The sequence below is a fragment of the Kitasatospora sp. NPDC059973 genome, from assembly GCF_042737525.1.
In the GTDB taxonomy this organism is placed as follows: domain Bacteria; phylum Actinomycetota; class Actinomycetes; order Streptomycetales; family Streptomycetaceae; genus Kitasatospora.
The window spans coordinates 60380-80522 of record NZ_JBHWUI010000001.1 but is presented as its reverse complement, the minus strand read 5'-3'; the positions used below and the strand labels follow the sequence as shown (position 1 = coordinate 80522).

Annotated in this window: 1 protein-coding gene; it reads left to right on the top strand. The window is 76.3% G+C overall.

All coding sequences use genetic code 11. The features are described from left to right. Window positions 1-12 precede the first annotated feature (12 nt). Window positions 13-20058 carry a non-ribosomal peptide synthase/polyketide synthase gene (locus ACFWA9_RS00275; protein WP_380381979.1) on the top strand — a complete coding sequence of 6682 codons (20046 nt, stop codon included), beginning with the start codon at window positions 13-15 and terminating at the stop codon, window positions 20056-20058. The last annotated feature ends 85 nt before the right edge of the window (window positions 20059-20143 follow it).

Here is a 20143-nt window from a genome sequence, read left to right as displayed (position 1 = left end):
GACCCGACGACCATGACGCCTTCGAAGCGAGACCGCGCCGCCGCCCTGCCCGCGGACCTGCGGGAAGCGCTGCGCCGCAGGCTGGCCGGACAGGCCGGCGGCGAGGGGCCCGGCGCCGGGCGGACCGTCCCGCGGGCCGACCGCAGCCGCCCGCTGCCCCTCTCCTTCGTCCAGCAGCGACTGTGGTTCCTGGACCGGCTGCGGCCCGGCGACCACCGCTACAACAGCGCCCTCGCCGTGCGCTTCACCGGGCCGCTGGAGCGCGAGGCGCTGGCCCGGGCGCTGGCCGCCGTGGTGGCACGCCACGAGGGACTGCGGACCACCTTCGAGGAGACCGACGGCCACCTGGCGCAGACCGTGCGGCCGGCCGAGCCGGTGCCGCTGCCGGTCCGCGAGCCGACCCCGGCGGAAAACCTCGACGCGATCCTGCTGGCGGAGTACTCCCGCCCGTTCGACCTGCGCCAGGGCCCACCGCTGCGGGCCCTGCTGGTGCGCGAGTCGGATGCCGCGCACGTCCTGCTGCTGACCGCGCACCACATCGTCACCGACGGCTGGTCCATGGGCGTGGTCCTGGACGAGCTGTGCACCGCCTACGCCGCCCTGGTCCGGGGCGCGGCCCCCCAGCTGCCCCCGGTGGCCACGCAGTACCCCGACTTCGCGGTGTGGCAGCGCGAGCAGCTCTCCGGCGCCCGACTCGAGAAGCACCTCGCCTACTGGAAGGGGCAGCTGGCCGGCGCGGTCGCTCCCGAGCTGCCGCTGGACCGGCCCCGGCGCGGCGAGGAGGCCGGCGCGGGCGCGATCCACACCTTCACCGTCTCCGCGCGGCTGACGGCCCGGCTGCGCGACCTGGTGACCGAGCAGCACAGCACGCTCTACACCGCCCTGGTCGCCGCCACCCAGGCGCTGCTGGCCCGCTGGTCCGGCCAGGACGACATCACCGTGGGCTCCCTGACCTCCGGGCGCTCCCGCACCGACCTGGAACGGGCCGTCGGCTGCTTCGTCAACACGGTGGTGCTGCGCACCCCGGTGGAGCGGTCCTGGTCCTTCCGCGACCTGCTGTCGGCCGCCACCACCACCGTCAACGACTCCTTCGTGCACGGTGACACGCCCTTCGAGCGCCTGGTGGAGACGGTCGGCGCCCCCCGCGAGGCGGGCCGCAACCCGCTCTTCGACGTGATGGTCCTGCTGCACCCCGCCCCGCCCGCGCCCGCCGCCGCGCACGGGCTGGACGTCTCCCTGGTCGACGTGCCCCGGCAGGCGGCCACCTTCGACCTCAGCGTGGAGTTCGTCCCGGACGGGGAGGGGCTGACCGGCCTGCTGGAGTACCGCAGCGACCTGTTCGACGAGTCCACCGCGCGGCGGATGGCCGACCAGCTGCTGCGGCTCCTGGAGGGCGTCGCCGCCGAACCGGACCGGCCACTGGGCACCCTGCCGCTGCTCTCCGCCGAGGAGGTCCGCCGGGTGACCCGGGAGTGGAACGGGGACCGGCTGCCCGTCGACGACGCCTGCTACCCCGAACTCCTCGAGCGCCGGGCCGCGCTGACCCCGGCGGCCCTCGCCCTGGTCGCCGGCGGCGAGCGGCTGGACTACGCGACGCTCAACCGCCGGGCCAACCGGCTCGCCCACCACCTGATATCCCTCGGAGCGGGCCCCGAACGGCTGGTCGCGCTGACGCTGCCGCGCACCGCCGACATGATCGTGGCGATCCTCGCCGTCTGGAAGTCCGGCGCCGGCTACCTGCCGATCGACCCCGCCCTGCCCGCGGAGCGCGTGCGCTACCTGCTGGAGGACGCCCGGCCCGCGCTGGTCCTGGACGAGGACGCGTTGCGGGCCGCCCCGGACACCGGCCGGGACACCGACCCCGTCGACGCCGACCGGCTCGCCCCGCTGCGCCCGGCGAACACCGCCTACGTCATCTACACCTCGGGCTCCACCGGCCGCCCCAAGGGCGTCGTGGTGGCGCACCGCGCGGTGACGCACCTGCTGGCCGCCCACCGGGCGGGCTTCGTCGCCGACGCGGGCGGCGGCCCGCTGCGGGTGGCGCTCACCGCCTCGTTCTCCTTTGACACCTCCTTGGAGGGCGTGCTGCTGATGGCCGACGGCCACCCGCTGCACGTGGTCGACGAGGTCACCCGGATGGATCCGGCCGCCCTGGTCGAGTACGTGGTCCAGCACCGCGTCGACTTCCTCGACGTGACCCCCTCCTACCTCGGTCAGCTGCTGCCCGCCGGGCTGCTCACCGATCCGCGGCACCGCCCGCGGGTGCTGATGCTCGGCGGCGAGGCGGTCGGCGCCGCCCTCTGGCGCGATCTGGCCGCGCACCCCGGGGTGGCCGCCTACAACTTCTACGGCCCGACGGAGTGCACGGTCGACGCACTGGCCTGCCGGATCGCGGACGGCGACCGGGCGCTGGTGGGCCGCCCGTTGCCGAACGTGCGGGCCTACGTGCTGGACGACCGGCGCCGGCCGGTGCCGCCCGGCGTCGGCGGCGAGCTGTACCTGGCGGGCGAGCAGCTCGCCCGCGGCTACGCCGACCGTCCCGGGCTCACCGCGGCGCGGTTCACGGCCGACCCGTTCGGGCCGCCCGGTGCCCGGATGTACCGCACCGGAGACCTCGCCCGCTGGACCGCCGACGGGCGCCTGGACTACCTCGGGCGGGCCGACGACCAGGTCAAGGTGCGCGGCCACCGCGTCGAACCGGGCGAGGTCGAGGCGGCGCTGCTGGAGCTGCCTGCCGTCGGCGCGGCCGCGGTGGTGGCCGTGCCCGACGCACACGGCCGCGCCCGGCTGGCGGCCTATCTGGTGCCCGCCACCGGATACGCCGTGCCGCCCGCCGCCGACCTGCGGGCGGCGCTGCGGCAGGTGCTGCCCGACCACCTGGTGCCGTCCTCCTTCACCGCGCTCGACGCGCTGCCGCTCACCACCAGCGGCAAGCTCGACCGCCGCGCCCTGCCCGCCCCCGACCTCGAAGCGGACCGGCAGCAGAAGGAGTTCGTCGCCCCGCGGACCCCGGACGAGGAGGTGCTGGCCGGCATCTGGGCGGAGGTGCTCGGCGTCGCCAGGGTGGGCGTCACGGACAACTTCTTCGAGCTGGGCGGCGATTCGATCCTCAGCATCCAGGCCGTCTCCCGGGCCCGCGCCGCAGGCCTGCGGCTCGGTTCGAGCGACGTCTTCCGCCACCAGAGCGTCGCCGACCTCGCCGCCGCGGCGGCCCGCCGCCGGCTCGCCCCGGCGGCGACGGCGCGGCGAGCGCGGGACGACGGACCCGCGCCGCTGACCCCGGTGCAGGAGTGGTTCTTCGCCACCCACGGCCCGCTGCGCCACTTCAGCATGTCGATGCTGCTCGACCTGCCGCGCGACCTGGACGAACGGGCGCTGGAGCTGGCGCTCGAAGCGGTGGCGGCCGCGCACCCGGCGCTGCGCACCCGGTTCACCCGCACCGGCGACGGCTGGCACCAGAGCCCCGGAGCCGGTCCGGTCGGCGGGTTGCTGACCTGCCACGACCCGGCCGCCCTCGCCGCCGACGCCGAGGCCGAGGACGCCGCCCGGCGCCGCGCGGCCGACGCGGCCCGCGCGGCCCTCGACCCGGCCAGCGGCGCGCTGCTGCGCGCGGTCCTGCTGCGGGCCGCCGACGGCGCCCGGCCCCAGCTGTTCGTGACGGCCCACCACCTGGCCGTGGACAGCGTCTCCTGGCGGGTGCTGCTGGCCGACCTCGCCCTGGCCTATCGGCAGGCGGCCGCCGGCGAGCCGGTCCGGCTGGACCCCGAGCAGACCCCGTTCACCGACTGGGCGCACCACGTCGCCGAGCGCGTTCGGGCCGGGGACCTCGACGGTGACCTGCCCTACTGGCTGGACGAGGTCTCGGCCGCGCCGGCCCCGCTGCCCGTCGACCTTCCCGGCAGCCCGCTGGCCGGCTCCGTCCGCACCGTTCGGACCAGGGTGGACCGGGCCACCACCGAGGCGCTGCTGCGCCAGGTCCCCGCGGTCTACCGCACCCAGGTCAACGACGTGCTGCTCAGCGCGCTGGGCCGGGTGCTCGCCGACTGGACGGGCGCCGGGCGGGTGGCCGTCGCGCTTGAGGGGCACGGCCGCGAGGAACTCGGCGGGCCGGCCGGCCACGAGCCCGACCTCTCCCGCACGGTCGGCTGGTTCACCACCCAGTACCCCGTCACCCTCACCCCGGTCGGAACGGCCGGCGCCCCGGACTGGGCCGCCACCCTGAAGGCGGTCAAGGAGCGGCTGCGGGCCGTCCCCCGGCGGGGCCTGAGCTACGAGGCACTGGCCCGCCTCGGCTCGCCCGACCCGGCCGCGGCCGCCCTGCGGGCGGTGCCGCTGCCCCAGGTGTCCTTCAACTACCACGGCCAGTGGGCGGGCGCCGAAGGCGGCGACTTCGCCCCGGCCGGCGAGGCACCCGGCCGGGACATCGCCCCCGACGCGCCGCTGGACCACCTGCTCGACATCTCCGCCGTGGTGGCCGACGGCGAGCTGGAGATCACCTGGCACTACAGCGACCAGGTGCACGAGGCGGCCACCGTCCAGCACCTGGCGGCCGCGCTGACCGCCGCGCTGGCCGCCGTCGCCGCGCACTGCGCCCGCCCCGGCGCCGGCGGCCGCACCCCGTCCGACTTCCCGTTCGCCCGGCTGGACCAGGCCGGCGTGGACCGGCTGGTCGGCGACGGCCGGGCGGTGGAGGACCTGCTGCCCCTCACCCCGCTCCAGGAGGGCATGCTCTTCCACCGCCTGGTCGGCGGGCCCGACGACGTGTACGTCGACCAGGCCGCGCTGCTCCTGGACGGCGTGAGCGACCCCGACACCTTCGCCGCCGCCTGGCAGCGGGTGGCCGACCGCACGCCCGCCCTGCGCACCTCGGTGGTGTGGGAGGGCGTCCCCGTCCCGCTCCAGGTCGTGCACCGCCGCGCCCGGATCCCGGTCACCCAGCTGGACCTGCGCGCGGCGGGCCCGCAGGAGCGGGCCGAGCGGGTGGCCGCCGTGCGCGCGGAGGACCTCGCGCGCGGCGTGGACATCGCCGCGGCGCCGCTGATGCGGCTCACCCTGATCCGGCTGCCCGACGCGCGCCTGCACCTGCTCTGGACCTCCCACCACCTGATCCTGGACGGCTGGAGCCTGGCCCAGGTGCTCACCGACGTGTTCGAGGAGTACGCGGCGCTCAGCACCGGCGCCGAACCGCGACCGGCCGCACGCCGGCCCTTCGGCGACTACGTGCGCTGGCTGGCCGGGCAGGACGCCGAGGCCGCCAGGGCCCACTGGCGGGGCGTCCTGGAGGGGTTCGCCACCCCGACCCCGCTGCCCGTCGACCGGATCCGGCGCGGGCTCCACCAGGCCCGGTCGGCGGGCGTGCACCCGGCCGGGCTGTCGGAGGAGGTGTCGCAGCGGCTGGCCCGGACCGCCCGGCAGGCCGGGCTGACCATGGGCACCGTGGTCCAGGGCGCCTGGGCGCTGCTGCTGTCGCGCTACAGCGCCGAGCGGGACGTGCTGTTCGGGACCACCGTCTCCGGACGCCCCGACGACCTGCCCGGTGTCGAGTCGATGATCGGGATGTTCATCAACACCCTGCCCACCCGGGTCCGGGTGGACGGCGGGCGCACCGCCGCGGCGTGGCTCCGGGACCTCCAGGAGGCGCAGGCCGAGGCCCGGCGCTTCGCCGCGGTCTCGCTGGCCGAGCTGACGGGCATGAGTGAGGTGCCCTCCGGCAGCCCGCTCTTCGACAGCATGGTCGCCTTCGAGAACTATCCCTTCGACGAGGCGCGCTCGGCGGGCTCCGGCGTGCGACTGGCCGACGTCTCCTCCCGGGACGCCACCAACTTCCCGCTGGTGCTGCGGGCCTACCAGGGCGAGCGGTTCGGATTCGACCTCGCCTACGACCCGGAGCTGTTCGACGCCGGGACCGCGCGCACCCTGGCCGACCGCCTCTGCCTGCTGCTCACCGAGCTGGCCGGCGGCCTGGACCGCCCGCTGCGCGCCCTGGCCTGGACCACCGCCGAGGAGCGGCGGCGGATGCTGGTCGACTGGAACGGCGCCGCGCAGGGCCGGCCGGACCGGACCCTGGTGGACCTCTTCGAGGCGCAGGCCGCCCGGACCCCGCACGCCGAAGCCGTGAGCTACGGCGACGAGCGCCTCGACTACGCCACGCTGGACGCGCGGGCCGACCGGCTCGCCCACCGACTGGCCGAACTCCACGCCTCGACCGAGCGGTTCGTGGCCCTCGCGCTGCCCCGCTCGACCGACCTGGTGGTGGCGGTCCTCGCCGTCCTCAAGACCGGCGCGGCCTACCTGCCGCTCGACCCGGCGCTGCCGCCCGAGCGCCTGGCCCAGCTGCTGCGCGACGTCCGGCCGGTGGCGCTGGTGACACTCACCGAGGACGCCGCCGCGCCCGGGCCCACCGACGTGCCCGTGCTGGCGCTGGGCGACGCCGAGGTGCGCGCCGACCTCGCGCGGCGCCCGGCCGGCAGGCTCGCCCCGCGGCGCCGCCCGCTGCCCGAGAGCCCGGCCTACGCCATCTTCACCTCGGGATCCACCGGGCGCCCGAAGGGAGTCGTGATCCCGCACGCCAACGTGGTGCGACTGTTCGACCGCACCGCCGAGTGGTTCGGCTTCGGCGCCGAGGACGTCTGGACGCTCTTCCACTCCTACACCTTCGACTTCTCGGTGTGGGAGCTCTGGGGCCCGCTGCTGCACGGCGGCCGGCTCGTCGTGGTTCCCGAGGACACCGCCCGCTCCCCGGAGGACTTCCTGCGCCTGCTGGCCGACGAGCGGGTCACCGTCCTCAACCAGACCCCGTCCGCGTTCTACCCGTTGATCCGCGCCGACGCCGAGAACCCGGCCCTGGCGGACCGGTTGGCGCTGCGCACGGTGGTCTTCGGCGGCGAGGCGCTGGACGTGACGAGGCTGGCCGACTGGTACGACCGCCACCCGGACGGCGCGCCGCGCCTGGTCAACATGTACGGCATCACCGAGACGACCGTGCACGTCACCCATGCCCCGCTGGACCGCGCCACGGCCCGCGCCGGCGGCCCCGGACCGATCGGCACCGGCATCCCCGACCTGCGGGTGTACGTGCTGGACGCCGACCTGGCGCCGGTCCCCCCCGGTGCGGTGGGCGAGCTGTTCGTCGCGGGGGAGGGCCTCGCCCGCGGCTACCTGAACCGGCCGGGCCTGACCGCCGCCCGCTTCGTCGCCGACCCGTTCGGGCGTCCCGGTGCCCGGATGTACCGCACCGGCGACCGGGCCCGCCGGCGGGCCGACGCCACCCTGGAGTACCTGGGCCGCGCCGACCAGCAGGTGAAGATCCGCGGCTACCGGATCGAGCCCGGCGAGATCGAGGCCGCCCTGCACGCCCATCCGGGTGTGGGCGCCGCCGCCGTGGGCGTGTACGAGGACACCGCCGGCACCCGCCGCCTGGTGGCCCACGTGGTCGGCGGCGGTGAGCGCGCCGAAGCCCCGCCGTCCGCCGCCGAGCTGCGCGCTCACCTGGAGCGGCTGCTGCCCCCCTACATGGTGCCCGCCGCCTACGTCCCGATGGCGGCCCTGCCGCTCACCGTCAACGGCAAGCTCGACCGGCGGGCGCTGCCCGCGCCGGGCCCGGACGGTTTCGCGGCCGGCCACGACCGGACCGCCCCCCGCACCCGGGCCGAACGGCTGGTCGCCGAGGCCTGGGCGGACGTCCTGGACACCGACGAGGTCGGCGTGGACGACGACTTCTTCGCCCTCGGCGGCGACTCCATCCTCGCGATCCGGGTCACCTCCCGGCTGCGCGCGGCGTTCGGCACGGACGTCTCGCCCCGGCTGCTGTTCAGCCACGGCAGACTGGCCGACCTGGCCGCCGCCCTCGGCGAGCCGGCCGCCGGGGGGAGCCCGTCGGCCGACGCGATCCCCGCCGCCGACCCGGCCGTCGAGCCGCCGCTGTCCTACGCCCAGCAGCGGCTCTGGTTCCTCGACCGCTTCGAGCCGGACGGCACCGAGTACACCACCCTGTCCGTGCTGCGCCTGCGCGGAGCGCTCGACGAGAGCGCCCTGCGCACCGCGCTGGACGCGCTGGTGGCCCGGCACGAGGCGCTGCGCACCACGTTCACCGAACAGGACGGGCGCGCCCGGCAGAGCGTGCGCCCGGCGCAGCCGGTCGAGCTGCCGGTGGACGACCTCCGCGGGCAGCCCCCGGCGCTCCTGGAGGCACTGCTGGAACGCGTCGCCGCCACCCCGTTCGACCTGGCCGCCGGGCCGTTGCTGCGGGCCCGGCTGGTGCGGACGGTCGAGGACGAGCACGTGCTCGTGCTGGCCGTGCACCACATCGCCACCGATGGCTGGTCGGTGGCCGTCCTCGGCCGCGACCTGGGCGAGCTGTACGCGGCCGCCCTCGAACGGCGCCGCCCCGAGCTGCCCGAGCTGCCCGTGCGGTACACCGACTACGCCGTCTGGCAGCGCGCCCGCACCGACCGCGCCGAGGCGGACCTCGCCCACTGGCGCCAGGCCCTGGACGGCCTGGAGCCGCTGGACCTGCCCACCGACCGCCCGCGCCCCGCGGTCCGCACCCGGGACGGCGCCCTGCTGACCTTCACCCTGCCCGCCGCGCTGACCGGACGGCTGCGCGAGCGCGGGCGGGAGGCCGACGCCACCCTCTACATGACCCTGCTGACGGCGTGCCAGGTGCTGCTCGCCCGCTGGGCCGGCCAGCAGGACGTCGCCGTGGGCACCGTCGCCTCGGGCCGGGAGCGGCCCGAACTCCACGACGTGGTGGGCATCTTCGTCAACACCCTGGTGCTGCGCGCCCAGGTGCGCCCGGAGCTGTCGTTCCACGAGCTGCTGGGCCGGTCCCGGGACACCGTCCTGGCGGCGTTCGCCCACCAGGAGGTGCCGTTCGAGCGGCTGGTGGACACCCTCCAGCCGGAGCGCGACACCAGCCGCACGCCGCTGTTCCAGGTGATGGTGGCCCTGCACAACCTGGGCACCGAGGCACCCCGTCTGCCGGGCCTGGAGGTGGCGCCGCTGGCACCGCCGGTCCGCAGCGCCACCTTCGACCTCGCCTTCGACTTCGTCGAGCGCGACGGCGGCCTGACCGGCTACCTGGAGTACAGCACCGGCCTGTTCGACGAGGCCACCGCCGAGCGGCTGGCCGGCTGGCTGCGGACCCTGCTGGAGGCGGTGGCCGAGGACCCGGGCAGCGCCGTCGCCACCCTGCCGCTGATGACCGCCGACGAACGCCGCCGGGTGCTCCGGACGGGGCAGGGCGAGCCGATGGCAGTGCCGGACACCACCTTTCCCGCCCTGTTCGAGGCGCAGGCCGCCCGTACCCCGCACGCCACCGCCCTGGTGGCCGGGGACGCCACCCTCGACTACGCCGCCCTCAACGGGCGGGCCAACCGGCTCGCCCGCCACCTCGTCTCCCGTGGCGCCGGCCCGGAACAGGTGGTCGCGGTCCGGCTGCCGCGCACCTCGGACCTGCTGGTGGCCCTGCTCGCGGTGCTCAAGGCGGGTGCCACCCTCCTCTGCCTGGACCCCGAACTCCCCGAGGAGCGGGCCGCCTTCCTGCTCGCCGACGCCCGTCCGCGGACGCTGCTGACGGAGCGGGAGCTGCACGAGGTGCCGTGGGACGGGCTGCCCGCCCACGACCTCACCGACGCCGACCGCCGCCATCCGCTGCTGCCGCGGCACACGGCGTACCTCATCTACACCTCAGGCTCCACCGGCCGACCCAAGGGCGTCGCCGTGGAGCACCGCCAGCTGGTCAACCTGTGCCAGGACCACCGCGCGGGGCTGTTCGCGCCGCACCTGACGGACGGGCGTCCCCTGCGGATGGCGCTCAGCGCCTCGTTCTCCTTCGACACCAGCTGGGAGGGCCCGCTGCTGCTCACGTTCGGCCAGGAGGTGCACCTCATCGACGAGGACGTCCGGCTCGACCCGGAGGCCTTCTGCGCCCAGATCGCCGAACGCCGCTTGGACGTGGTCAACGTCACCCCCTCCTACCTGCGTGAACTCTCGGCCGCCGGGCTGTTCGCGGCGGGCCGCCACCACCCGGGCCTGCTGCTGGTCGGCGGCGAGGCGGTCTCGCCCGCCGCCTGGCAGGAGCTGTGCGCGGCGCAGCACGACCTCGGCGTCACCGCCTACAACGTCTACGGGCCCACCGAGTGCACCGTCGACGCGCTCTACGGCCGGTGCGCGGACCGCCCCGAGCGCCCGGTCGTCGGCCGCCCCGGCCGCAACCTGCGGGCCTACGTGCTCGACGAGGCCCTGCGGCCGGTGCCGCCGGGCATGGCGGGGGAGCTGTACCTGGCCGGGGCGCAGGTGGCCCGCGGCTACCTGAACCGCCCGGGCCTGACCGCCGCCCGCTTCGTGGCCGACCCGTTCGGCGCGCCGGGGGAGCGCATGTACCGCACCGGCGACCGGGCCCGCTGGGACGCCCAGGGCCTGCTGGAGTTCCTCGGCCGGGCCGACGAGCAGGTCAAGATCCGGGGGTTCCGGATCGAGCCCGGCGAGGTGGAGGCCGCCCTGCTCGACCACCCGGACGTCGCCGAGGCGGTGGTCACCGCCCGCGAGCACGCCGGCCGGCTGATGCTCGTCGGCTACCTGGTGCCTGCCGGGGACCGGATCCCGCCCACCGAGGAACTGCGGGTCCGGCTGCGGCGGACGCTGCCCGACCACATGGTGCCCGCCGCCTTCGTCCCGCTGGCGCGGATCCCGCGCAACTCCAGCGGCAAGACCGACCGCCGCGCCCTGCCCGCCCCGCCCGCCCAGCCCGACAGCGGCAACGCGTTCGTGGCGCCGCGGCCCGGCACCGAGGAGCGGCTCGCCGCGATCTGGGCCGAGGTGCTGGGTGTGGCCCGGGTGGGCGCGCACGACAACTTCTTCGCGCTCGGCGGGGACTCCATCCTCAGCATCCAGATCGTCTCCCGGGCCCGGGCCGGCGGGCTCGCGCTGACCACCAAGGACGTCTTCCGGCACCAGAGCGTCGCCGAACTCGCACTGGTGGTCGGTGCGGCGGGCGCGCGCCCGGACGCCGGGGGCGACCCCTCGCCCACCGAGGCGCCGCTCACCCCGATCCAGCACTGGTACCTCGACGGCCGCCGCCCCGGCGACCCGATGCGCTTCACGATGACCCAGCGGGTGGAACTGGCCCCCGGCGCGGACCCGTCCGCCCTGGACCAGGCAGCCGCGGCCCTGGTGCGCTGCCACGCGGCCCTGCGCACCCGGCTGCGCCACACCGGCACCGGCTGGCGCCAGGAGGTGCTCGCCGAGGCGCCCCGGAGCGTCTTCACCCGGTACGAGGCGGCCGGCCTCGACCCCGCGGCCCTGGAAGCGGCGGTGCAGGACACCACGGCCTCGGCCCAGGCCGAACTGGACCCGACCGAGGGCCGGATGGTCCGCGTGCTCTTCTTCGACCGCGGCGCCCGGCAGCCGGGCCAGCTCGTCGTCACCGTGCACCACCTGGCCGTGGACGGCGTCTCCTGGCGCATCCTGTTGGCCGACCTCGAAGCGGCCTACCAGGCGGTCGGTGCCGGCCGCGGCGCCGAACTGCCCCCGGCGGGCACCTCCTACGGCCACTGGGCGACCCGGCTGGAGCAGCACACCCGCTCCGGCGCGCTGGCCGCCGACGCCGCGTACTGGGCGCGGACCGCGACGGCCCCGGCCGACCTGCCCGCCGGCCGGCCCGGACCCAACACCCACGGCGGCGCCGCCACCCTCACCGTGACGCTGGACGCGGAGACGACCGAGGCCCTGCTGCGCCAGGTCCCCGAGGTCTACCGGACCCAGGTCAACGACGTGCTGCTCAGCGCCCTGGGGCGCACCCTGGCGCGCTGGTGCGGTCGCGAGAGCGTGCTGGTGGGCGTGGAGGGGCACGGCCGGGAGGACCTCTTCGACGACCTGGACCTGTCCCGGACGGTGGGCTGGTTCACCGCCGAGTTCCCGCTCGCCCTGAGCGTGGCCCCCGACGCCGGATGGCACGAGACGCTGCGCTCGGTCAAGGAGCAGCTGCGTGCCGTCCCGCTGCGCGGGCTGAGCCACGGTGCGCTGCGCCACCTGCTGCCGGGCGGTGCGCCGGCGGGTGCGCCGGCTCCGCGGATCGGCTTCAACTACCACGGCCGGTGGGACGCCGAGAGCGCCGGCGCCGACGGTCTCTACCGCGCGTCGCTGCCCCCGGCCGGCCGCGACACCGACCCGGACGAAGCCCGCCCCTACCTCCTGGACGTCACGGGGGTGGTCCAGCACGGGCGCCTGGAACTGGGCTGGACCTACCCGGCGGCCGTCTACGACGAGGCCGAGGTCCGCGCACTGGCCGAGGAGATGCGCACCGCCCTGCGCGAGATCGCGGCGCACTGCGCCCGCCCCGGGGCCGGCGGCCGCACCCCCTCCGACTTCCCGCTCGCCGGCCTGACCCAGGAGCAGCTGGACCGGCTCGTCGGCGACGGGCGCCAGGTCGCCGACGTGCTGCCGCTGACCCCGCTCCAGTCCGGGATGCTCTTCCACGGGCTGGTCGACACCGAGGGCGCCTACTTCGACCGGATCGTGGTGCGGCTGGCCGGCGTGGCCGACCCGCGCGTGTTCGCCGAGGCCTGGCAGCTGCTGGCCGACCGCACGCCCGCGCTGCGCACCGGCGTGCACTGGCGGGGCCTGCCGCATCCCGTTCAACTGGTGCTCCAGCGAGCCGAGGTGCCCGTCACCCTGCTGGACTGGCGGCAGCTGCCGGCGGACCGGCAGGAGGCCGAGACCGAGCGGCTGCTCGCCGCGGATCGCGCGGCGGGCATGGACCTCACCGCCGCGCCGCTCACCCGCCTCACGCTGGCCGCGCTCCCCGGTGACGAGGTACTGCTGCTCTGGTCCACCCACCACCTGATCCTGGACGGCTGGAGCAGCGGGCAGTTGCTGACCGAGGTCTGCGACCAGTACGCCGCGCTGACCGGCGGCGCCGCGCGGGGGCCCCGCCCGTCGAGGCGCCCTTTCGCGGACTTCCTGCGCTGGCTGGCCGAGCAGGACGGGCAGGCGGCCGAGCACTACTGGGCCGACGCCCTGGCCGGCTTCACCGCGCGCAACCCGCTGCCGTACGACCGGGTGCCCGGCCAGGCGCACCGCGCCCGCTCCGCCGCCACCGTCCACCACGAGCTGGACCAGGACCTCTCCCAGCGGCTGCGGGAGAAGGCCGCGCACGCCGGACTGACCGTCAACACCGTGGTCGAGGGGGCCTGGGCCCTGCTGCTGGCGCGCTACGGCGGCAGCGACGACGTGGTCTTCGGCACCACCGTCTCGGGCCGGCCGGCGGAGCTGCCCGGCGTCGAGTCGATGATCGGCATGTTCATCAACACCGTGCCGACCCGGGTCCGGATACCCGCCACTGGCGGCGTGCTGCCCTGGCTGCGCGGGCTCCAGGCGCGCCAGAGCGACGGGCGCCCCTTCGACCACCTGGCCCTGACCCGGATCCAGGCGCTGAGCGAGGTACCGGCCGGCGAGGCGCTCTTCGACAGCATGGTGGTGTTCGAGAACTACCCCGTCGACGAGTCCGTCGCGGCCAGGACCGGTGTGCGGGTGACGGAGGTACGGGCCGACGACGCCACGACCTTCCCGTGGTGCCTGCGTGCCTACCTGACCGAGCGGCTCGGCCTCGACCTGGCCTACGACCCCGCGCTGTTCGACCGGTCCACGGTGGAGCGCGCGGCCCAGCGCCTGGCGGTGCTGCTCACCGCCCTCGCCGACGGTCTGGACGGTGAGGTGGGCGAGCTGGAGCCGCTGACCGCGGCCGACCGGGAGCTGCTGGCGTCCTGGCAGAGCACCGCTCGCCCGGCGGCGGCGAAGAGCCCGGTGGCGCTCTTCGCCGAGCAGGCCCGCCGCACACCCGAGGCGGTCGCGGTGCGGCACGGCGAGGACGACCTGACCTACCGCCGGCTCGACCGGTGGTCCGACCGGCTGGCCGCCCGGCTGCTGGCCGACGGCCTGGCGGTCGAGGGGCGGGTGGCGCTGGCGATGGACCGCTCGGTCGAGCTTGTCGTCGCCCAGCTCGCCGTCCTCAAGGCGGGCGGTGCCTACGTCCCGGTGGACGTCCGGGCGTCCGAGGAACGCCGCCGCGCGCTGCTCGCCCGGGCCGGCGCCACCGTCCAGCTCACCACCGACCAGGTCGCCGCCGTCCGTACCGAGGCGGCCGGGCAGCCCGTGCTGTCCGCGCCGCCGGCCGACCCCGACCGGCTGGCCTACGTGATGTTCACCTCCGGATCCACCGGCGAGCCCAAGGCGGTGGCGGTCCGGCACCGCGACGTGGCCTCGCTGGCCACCGACAGCCGCTTCACCGACGGCAGTTGCGAACAGGTGCTGTTGCACTCCCCGGTGGCCTTCGACGCGAGCACCTTCGAGATCTGGGCACCGCTGCTCAACGGCGGCCGGGTGGTCGTCGCCCCCGACGGGCCGGTGGACGCGGCGCTGCTGCGGCGGCTGACGTCTGGCGGGCTGACGGCGCTGTGGCTCACCGCCGGGCTCTTCCGCCTGCTGGCCCAGGACGCGCCGGACTGCTTCACGGGCCTGCGCCGGCTGTGGACCGGCGGCGACGTGGTGCCCGCCGCCGCCGTGCGCCGGGTCCTCGCCGCCTGCCCCGGCCTGTGCGTGGTGGACGGCTACGGACCCACCGAGACCACCGTCTTCGCGACGTCCTTCGCCCTCGCGGACCCGGCGGCGGTGCCCGACACCGTGCCCGTCGGCCACCCCCTGGACGACAAGCGGGTGTACGTCCTCGACCGCCGCCTGCGGCCCGTGCCGCCCGGCTGCGCGGGCGAGCTGTTCGTCGCCGGTGAGGGCCTGGCGCGCGGCTACCTGGGCCGGCCCGGCGAGACCGCGGCACGCTTCCCGGCCGACCCGTACGGCGCGCCGGGGGAGCGGATGTACCGCACCGGTGACCTGGCCAGGCGGCGGCCGGACGGCGCCGTGGAGTTCCTGGGCCGCACCGACGACCAGGTGAAGATCCGCGGCTTCCGGGTCGAGCCCGGCGAGGTGGCGGCCGCGCTGGCCGCGTACCCGGGGGTCGCCGACACCGCCGTGGTCGTCCGCGAGGACCGCCCCGGCGCCCGACAGCTGGTGGCGTACGTCGTCGGCCCCGCGGGCGCCGACCTGGCGCAGCTGCGGGACTTCGCCGCCCGCCTGCTGCCCGACTACCTCGTCCCCACCGCCTTCGTCCCGCTCGCCGCCCTTCCGCTGAGCCGCAACGGCAAGCTCGACCGCGCGGAACTTCCGGCGCCGGACGCCGACCGCGACGCCGGGCCCCGCGAGCGCCTCGCGCCGCGCACCGAGGCCGAACGCCGCACGGCCGAGGTCTTCGGAGAGGTGCTGGGCACAGCCCCGCCCGGAGTGGAAGACGGCTTCTTCGAGCTGGGCGGGGACTCCATCCTCAGCATCCGGCTCGCCGCCCGGCTGGCCGAGGCGTTCGGCACCGACCTGACGCCCCGCGCGGTCTTCCTCCACCCCACCCCGGCCGCACTGGCCCGGCTGCTCACGCAGGAGCGGCGACCCTGCGGCGCGGACCCCGCCGTCGTCCCGGTCGCCCGCGAAGCGGCTCCGCCGATGTCCTACGCCCAGCAACGCCTCTGGTTCCTGGAGGAGTTCGCGCCCGGCGGCACCGAGTACGTCACCGCGCTCGCGCTTCGCCTGCACGGCGCCCTGGACCTCGGCGCCCTCGGCGCGGCCCTGAACGCGCTGGCGGCCCGCCACGAGTCGCTGCGCACCACCTTCGACAGCGTCGACGGGCGCGGCGTCCAGCTCGTCCATCAGCCGGGGGAGGTGCCGCTCGCGCTCCACGACCTCTCCGAACTGCCCGATCAGGAAAGGCAGTCGGCGCTGCGCGGGCTGCTCGCCGACGAGCGGGGCCGACCCTTCGACCTGCGTCGGGGCCCGCTGCTGCGGGTCACCCTGGTCCGGCTGGCCGACGGTGACCACGTGCTGGCCCTCACCCTGCACCACATCGTCACCGACGGCTGGTCGACCTCCGTCCTGCTCACCGACCTGGCCCACCTCTACCGCGCCGAACTGGGCTCCGACGAGGCCCAGTTGCCGTCCCTGCCGGTGCAGTACGCCGACTACGCGCACTGGCAGCGCACGGCCGGCGCCGCCGCCGCCGACGATCAGCTCGACTACTGGAGGAAGCAGCTGGCGGACGCCGAGCCGCTCCACCTGCCCACCGACCGGCCGCGGCCCGCGGTGCGCACCAGCAACGGAGCCACCGCCCGCCTGGAGGTGCCCGCCCCGACCGCCCGCCGGCTGGCCCGGGTCGGCCGGGAGCAGGGCGCCACCCTGTTCACCACGCTGGTCGCCGCCACCCAGGCCTACCTCGCCCGGCTCAGCGGGGACGCGGACATCGCGGTCGGCACCGTCACCTCCGGCCGCGACCGGGCCGAGACGCGGAACCTCGTCGGGTTCTTCGTCAACACCCTGGTCCTGCGCTCCCGGGTCGAGGCGGGGCAGCCCTTCACCGAGTTCCTCGGCGGCGTGCGGCACACGGTGCTGGACGCCTTCGCGCACCAGGAGGTGCCGTTCGAACGGGTGGTCGACGAGGTGCAGCCGGTCCGCGACACCAGCCGCAGCCCGCTCTTCCAGGTCATGGTCGTCCTGCAGAACACCCCGGCCGCCGACCTGGAACTTCCCGGCCTCGCCGTCACCGACGTCGAGACCGAGCTGGAACAGGCGCCGTTCGACCTCACCCTGGAGTTCGCCGAGACGGACTCCGGAGCGCTGCGCGCCCTGATCAGCTACAATACCGACCTGTTCGACGCGGTCACCGCCGAGCGCATCGCCGACCAGCTCGCCACCCTGCTCGCCGCCGTCGCCGAGGACCCCGAACGCCCCATCGGCGCCCTCCCGCTGGCCTCCGACGACGAGCTGAAGGCCCTGCTCGACCAGGCCCGGGGGACGTTCCGGCCGGTGCCCGAGGCGACCCTGCCCGAGCTGTTCGAACAGCAGGCGGCCCGCACTCCCCACGCGGTGGCGCTGCTGGACGGCGAACGCGAACTGACCTACGCGCAGCTGGACCGGGCGGCCAACCGGCTGGCCCACCGGCTGATCCGCCAGGGTGTGGGGCCGGAGCGGGTGGTGGCCCTGGCGCTGCCGCGCGCGGCCGAGACGGTGGTGGCGCAGCTCGCCGTGAGCAAGGCCGGCGGCGCCTTCCTCCCGGTCGACCCTGGCTATCCGGCCCGGCGACGGGAGTTCATGGCGCGCGACGCGGGCGCCTTCCTGGTGCTCGACGACCCGGCCGAGGTGTGGACCGCCGACGGAGCGCCGACACCGCCCACCGACGCCGACCGCGCCACCGCGCTCAGCACCGGCCACCCCGCCTACGTCATCTACACCTCGGGATCGACCGGGACACCCAAGGGCGTGCTGGTCACCCACCGCGGACTGGCCGGCTTCGCCGCGGCCGCCGCCGAGCAGTACGCGGCCGGCCCCGGCGACCGGGTACTCCAGTTCGCCTCGCCCAGCTTCGACGCCTCGGTCCTGGAACTGTGCGTCTCGCTGCTCAGCGGGGCCACCCTGGTCACCGGCGAACAGGGCCCGCTGGTCGGCGAGCGGCTGGCCGAGGTGCTCACCGACCGGCGGATCAGCCACACGCTGATCCCGCCGGCGGCCCTGGCCACCGTGGACCCGGCCGCGGCCGCCGCGCTGCCCGCGCTGCGCACCCTCATCGTCGGCGCCGAGGCCTGCCCGGCCGACCTGGTCGACACCTGGGCCCCCGGACGGCGGATGGTCAACTCCTACGGCCCCACCGAGGCCACCGTGGTCGCCAGCTGGACCGGCCCGCTGGTGGCGGGCGCGGGCACCCCACCGATCGGCCGGCCCGCCGGACCCACCAGCGTCTACCTGCTGGACGCCGCCCTGCGGCCGGTCCCGCCCGGCGTGACCGGGGAGCTGTACGTCGCCGGGCCCGCCCTGGCCCGCGGCTACCTGAACCGCCCGGGCCTGACCGCCGCCCGCTTCGTGGCCGACCCGTTCGGCGCGCCGGGGGAGCGGATGTACCGCACCGGCGACCTCGCGCGCCGCCACGGCGACGGAGAACTGCGTTTCGTGGGCCGGATGGACGACCAGGTCAAGCTGCGCGGCTTCCGGATCGAGCCCGGCGAGGTGGAGAGTGCGCTGCGCCGCAGCGCCCTGGTGCGGGACGCGGTCGTCACCGTGCGCACCGGCATAGCCGGGGACGGCCCGGGCGCCGGGCCCGCCAGGCTGGTGGCCTACCTCGTCCTCGCCGAGACCTACGCCGGTCCTGCCGGTCCCGCCGGTCCCCTGGCCGGCCAGGTGCCCGTCGCCGAGCTGCGCGCGCACCTGGCCGAGCTGCTGCCCCCGCACATGGTCCCCTCTCTCTTCGTGCCACTGGAGCGGCTGCCGCTCACCCCGAGCGGCAAGACCGACCGCCGGGCGCTGCCCGACCCCGGACCCGCCCAGGCCGCCGCCGGGCCACGGGTCGCTCCGCGCACCGACACCGAACGCCGGATCGCCCGGATCTGGTCCGACGTACTGGGCATCGAGGAGATCGGCGCCGACGACAACTTCTTCGTCCTCGGCGGCGACTCCATCCTGAGCATGCAGGTGGTCTCGCGGCTGCGCCGGGACGGCCTGCACCTGGCGACCCGGGACCTGTTCAGCCACCAGACCGTCGCACAGCTGGCCACCGTCGTGCGCGACGCCCCGCAGCGCGCCGACGACGCACCGGTGACCGGCGAGGTGCCGCTCACGCCCATCCAGGAATGGTTCCTCGGCACCCCGCGCGCCGCCCACCACCACTTCAACCAGTCGACGCTCCTCGAACTCGGCGCCGCCCCCGACCCGCGGGCGCTGCGCACGGCCCTGCACGCCCTGCTGGAGCACCACGACGCGCTGCGCATGCGCTTCACCCGGGACGAGGCGGGCTGGCACCAGTTCAACCCGCCGCCGGCGCCCGCCGACGACGTTCTGGAGCACCACGACCTGACCGGGCAGACCTCCGAACAGGCCGCCGCCGCCGTCGCACGGGCCGCCGACGCCGTGCACGCCGGATTCGACCTGGCCCGCGGCCCGCTCCTGCGGGCGGCGCTGTTCACCGGCGACCCCGGCCAACCGGTCCTGCTGCTCCTGGTCGCCCACCACCTGGTCGTCGACGCCGTCTCCTGGCGCATCCTGCGCGACGACCTGGAGAGCGCCTACCGACAGGCCGAGCAGGGCGAACCGGTCACCCTCGGCGAACGCGGCACGTCCTTCCGGGACTGGGCGCTCGGACTCGCCGCCCACGTCGCCGCGGGCGCCCTGGACGACGAACTGCCCCACTGGGAGCAGGCGGTGTCCGCCGGGCCCGCCCGGGCGGCCCGCCCCGCCGACCCGGACGCTGACGCCGACGCCGGGGCCGACGCCGGGGCGGGTGAGCGGGCGACGGTGAGCGTGGAACTGGACGAGGCGGACACCACGGCCTTGCTGCGGGCCGCGCCGACCGCCTACCGCACCCGTGTCAACGACGTCCTGCTGGCCGCGCTCGCCCTGGCGCTGGCCCGCTGGACCGGAAGCGAACAGGTCCGGCTGGACCTGGAGGGACACGGCCGCGAGGACGTGCTCGACGGCGTCGACCTCTCCCGGACGGTCGGCTGGTTCACCACCGTCTACCCGGTCGCCTTCCAGGTGCCCGCACCCGGCGAGTTCGGACCCGATCGCGACTGGCGGTCCCTGGTGAAGTCGGTGCGCCGTCAACTGCGCGCGGTGCCGGGCAACGGGCTCGGCTTCGGCGCGCTGCGCACCTTCGGCCCGCCCGAGGTCCGCGAGCGGCTCGCCGCCGGCGCCCGGGGCGAGGTGGTCTTCAACTACCTCGGCCAGTGGGACTCCCGCCCCGAGAGCGCCGGCCGCGGCCTGGTGCGTGTCGAGCGCGGCTCGTTCGGGCAGGACCACCACCCCCGCGACGGCGGCTCCCACCCGCTGGAGGTGGTGGGCGCGGTCCAGGACGGCCGCCTCGCCTTCACCTGGCACCACCGCCCCGCGGTCCACGACACGGCCAGTGTGCGCGGCGTGGCCGAGGAGTTCGGCGAGGCCCTGCGCCACATCGCCCGGCACGCCCGAGGAAGCCGATGACCGCGCCGTACCCGCCGGCGGGCCGCGGCCCCCCGCGCGCCCGCCCGACCATCACCGCCGACCGCACCCCAGCTACCACCGAGGA

What these genes read in the sequence shown, in the direction of transcription:
- ACFWA9_RS00275 (WP_380381979.1), top strand. Translation starts at nt 13, where the DNA reads ATGACGCCTTCGAAGCGAGACCGCGCCGCCGCCCTGCCCGCGGACCTG.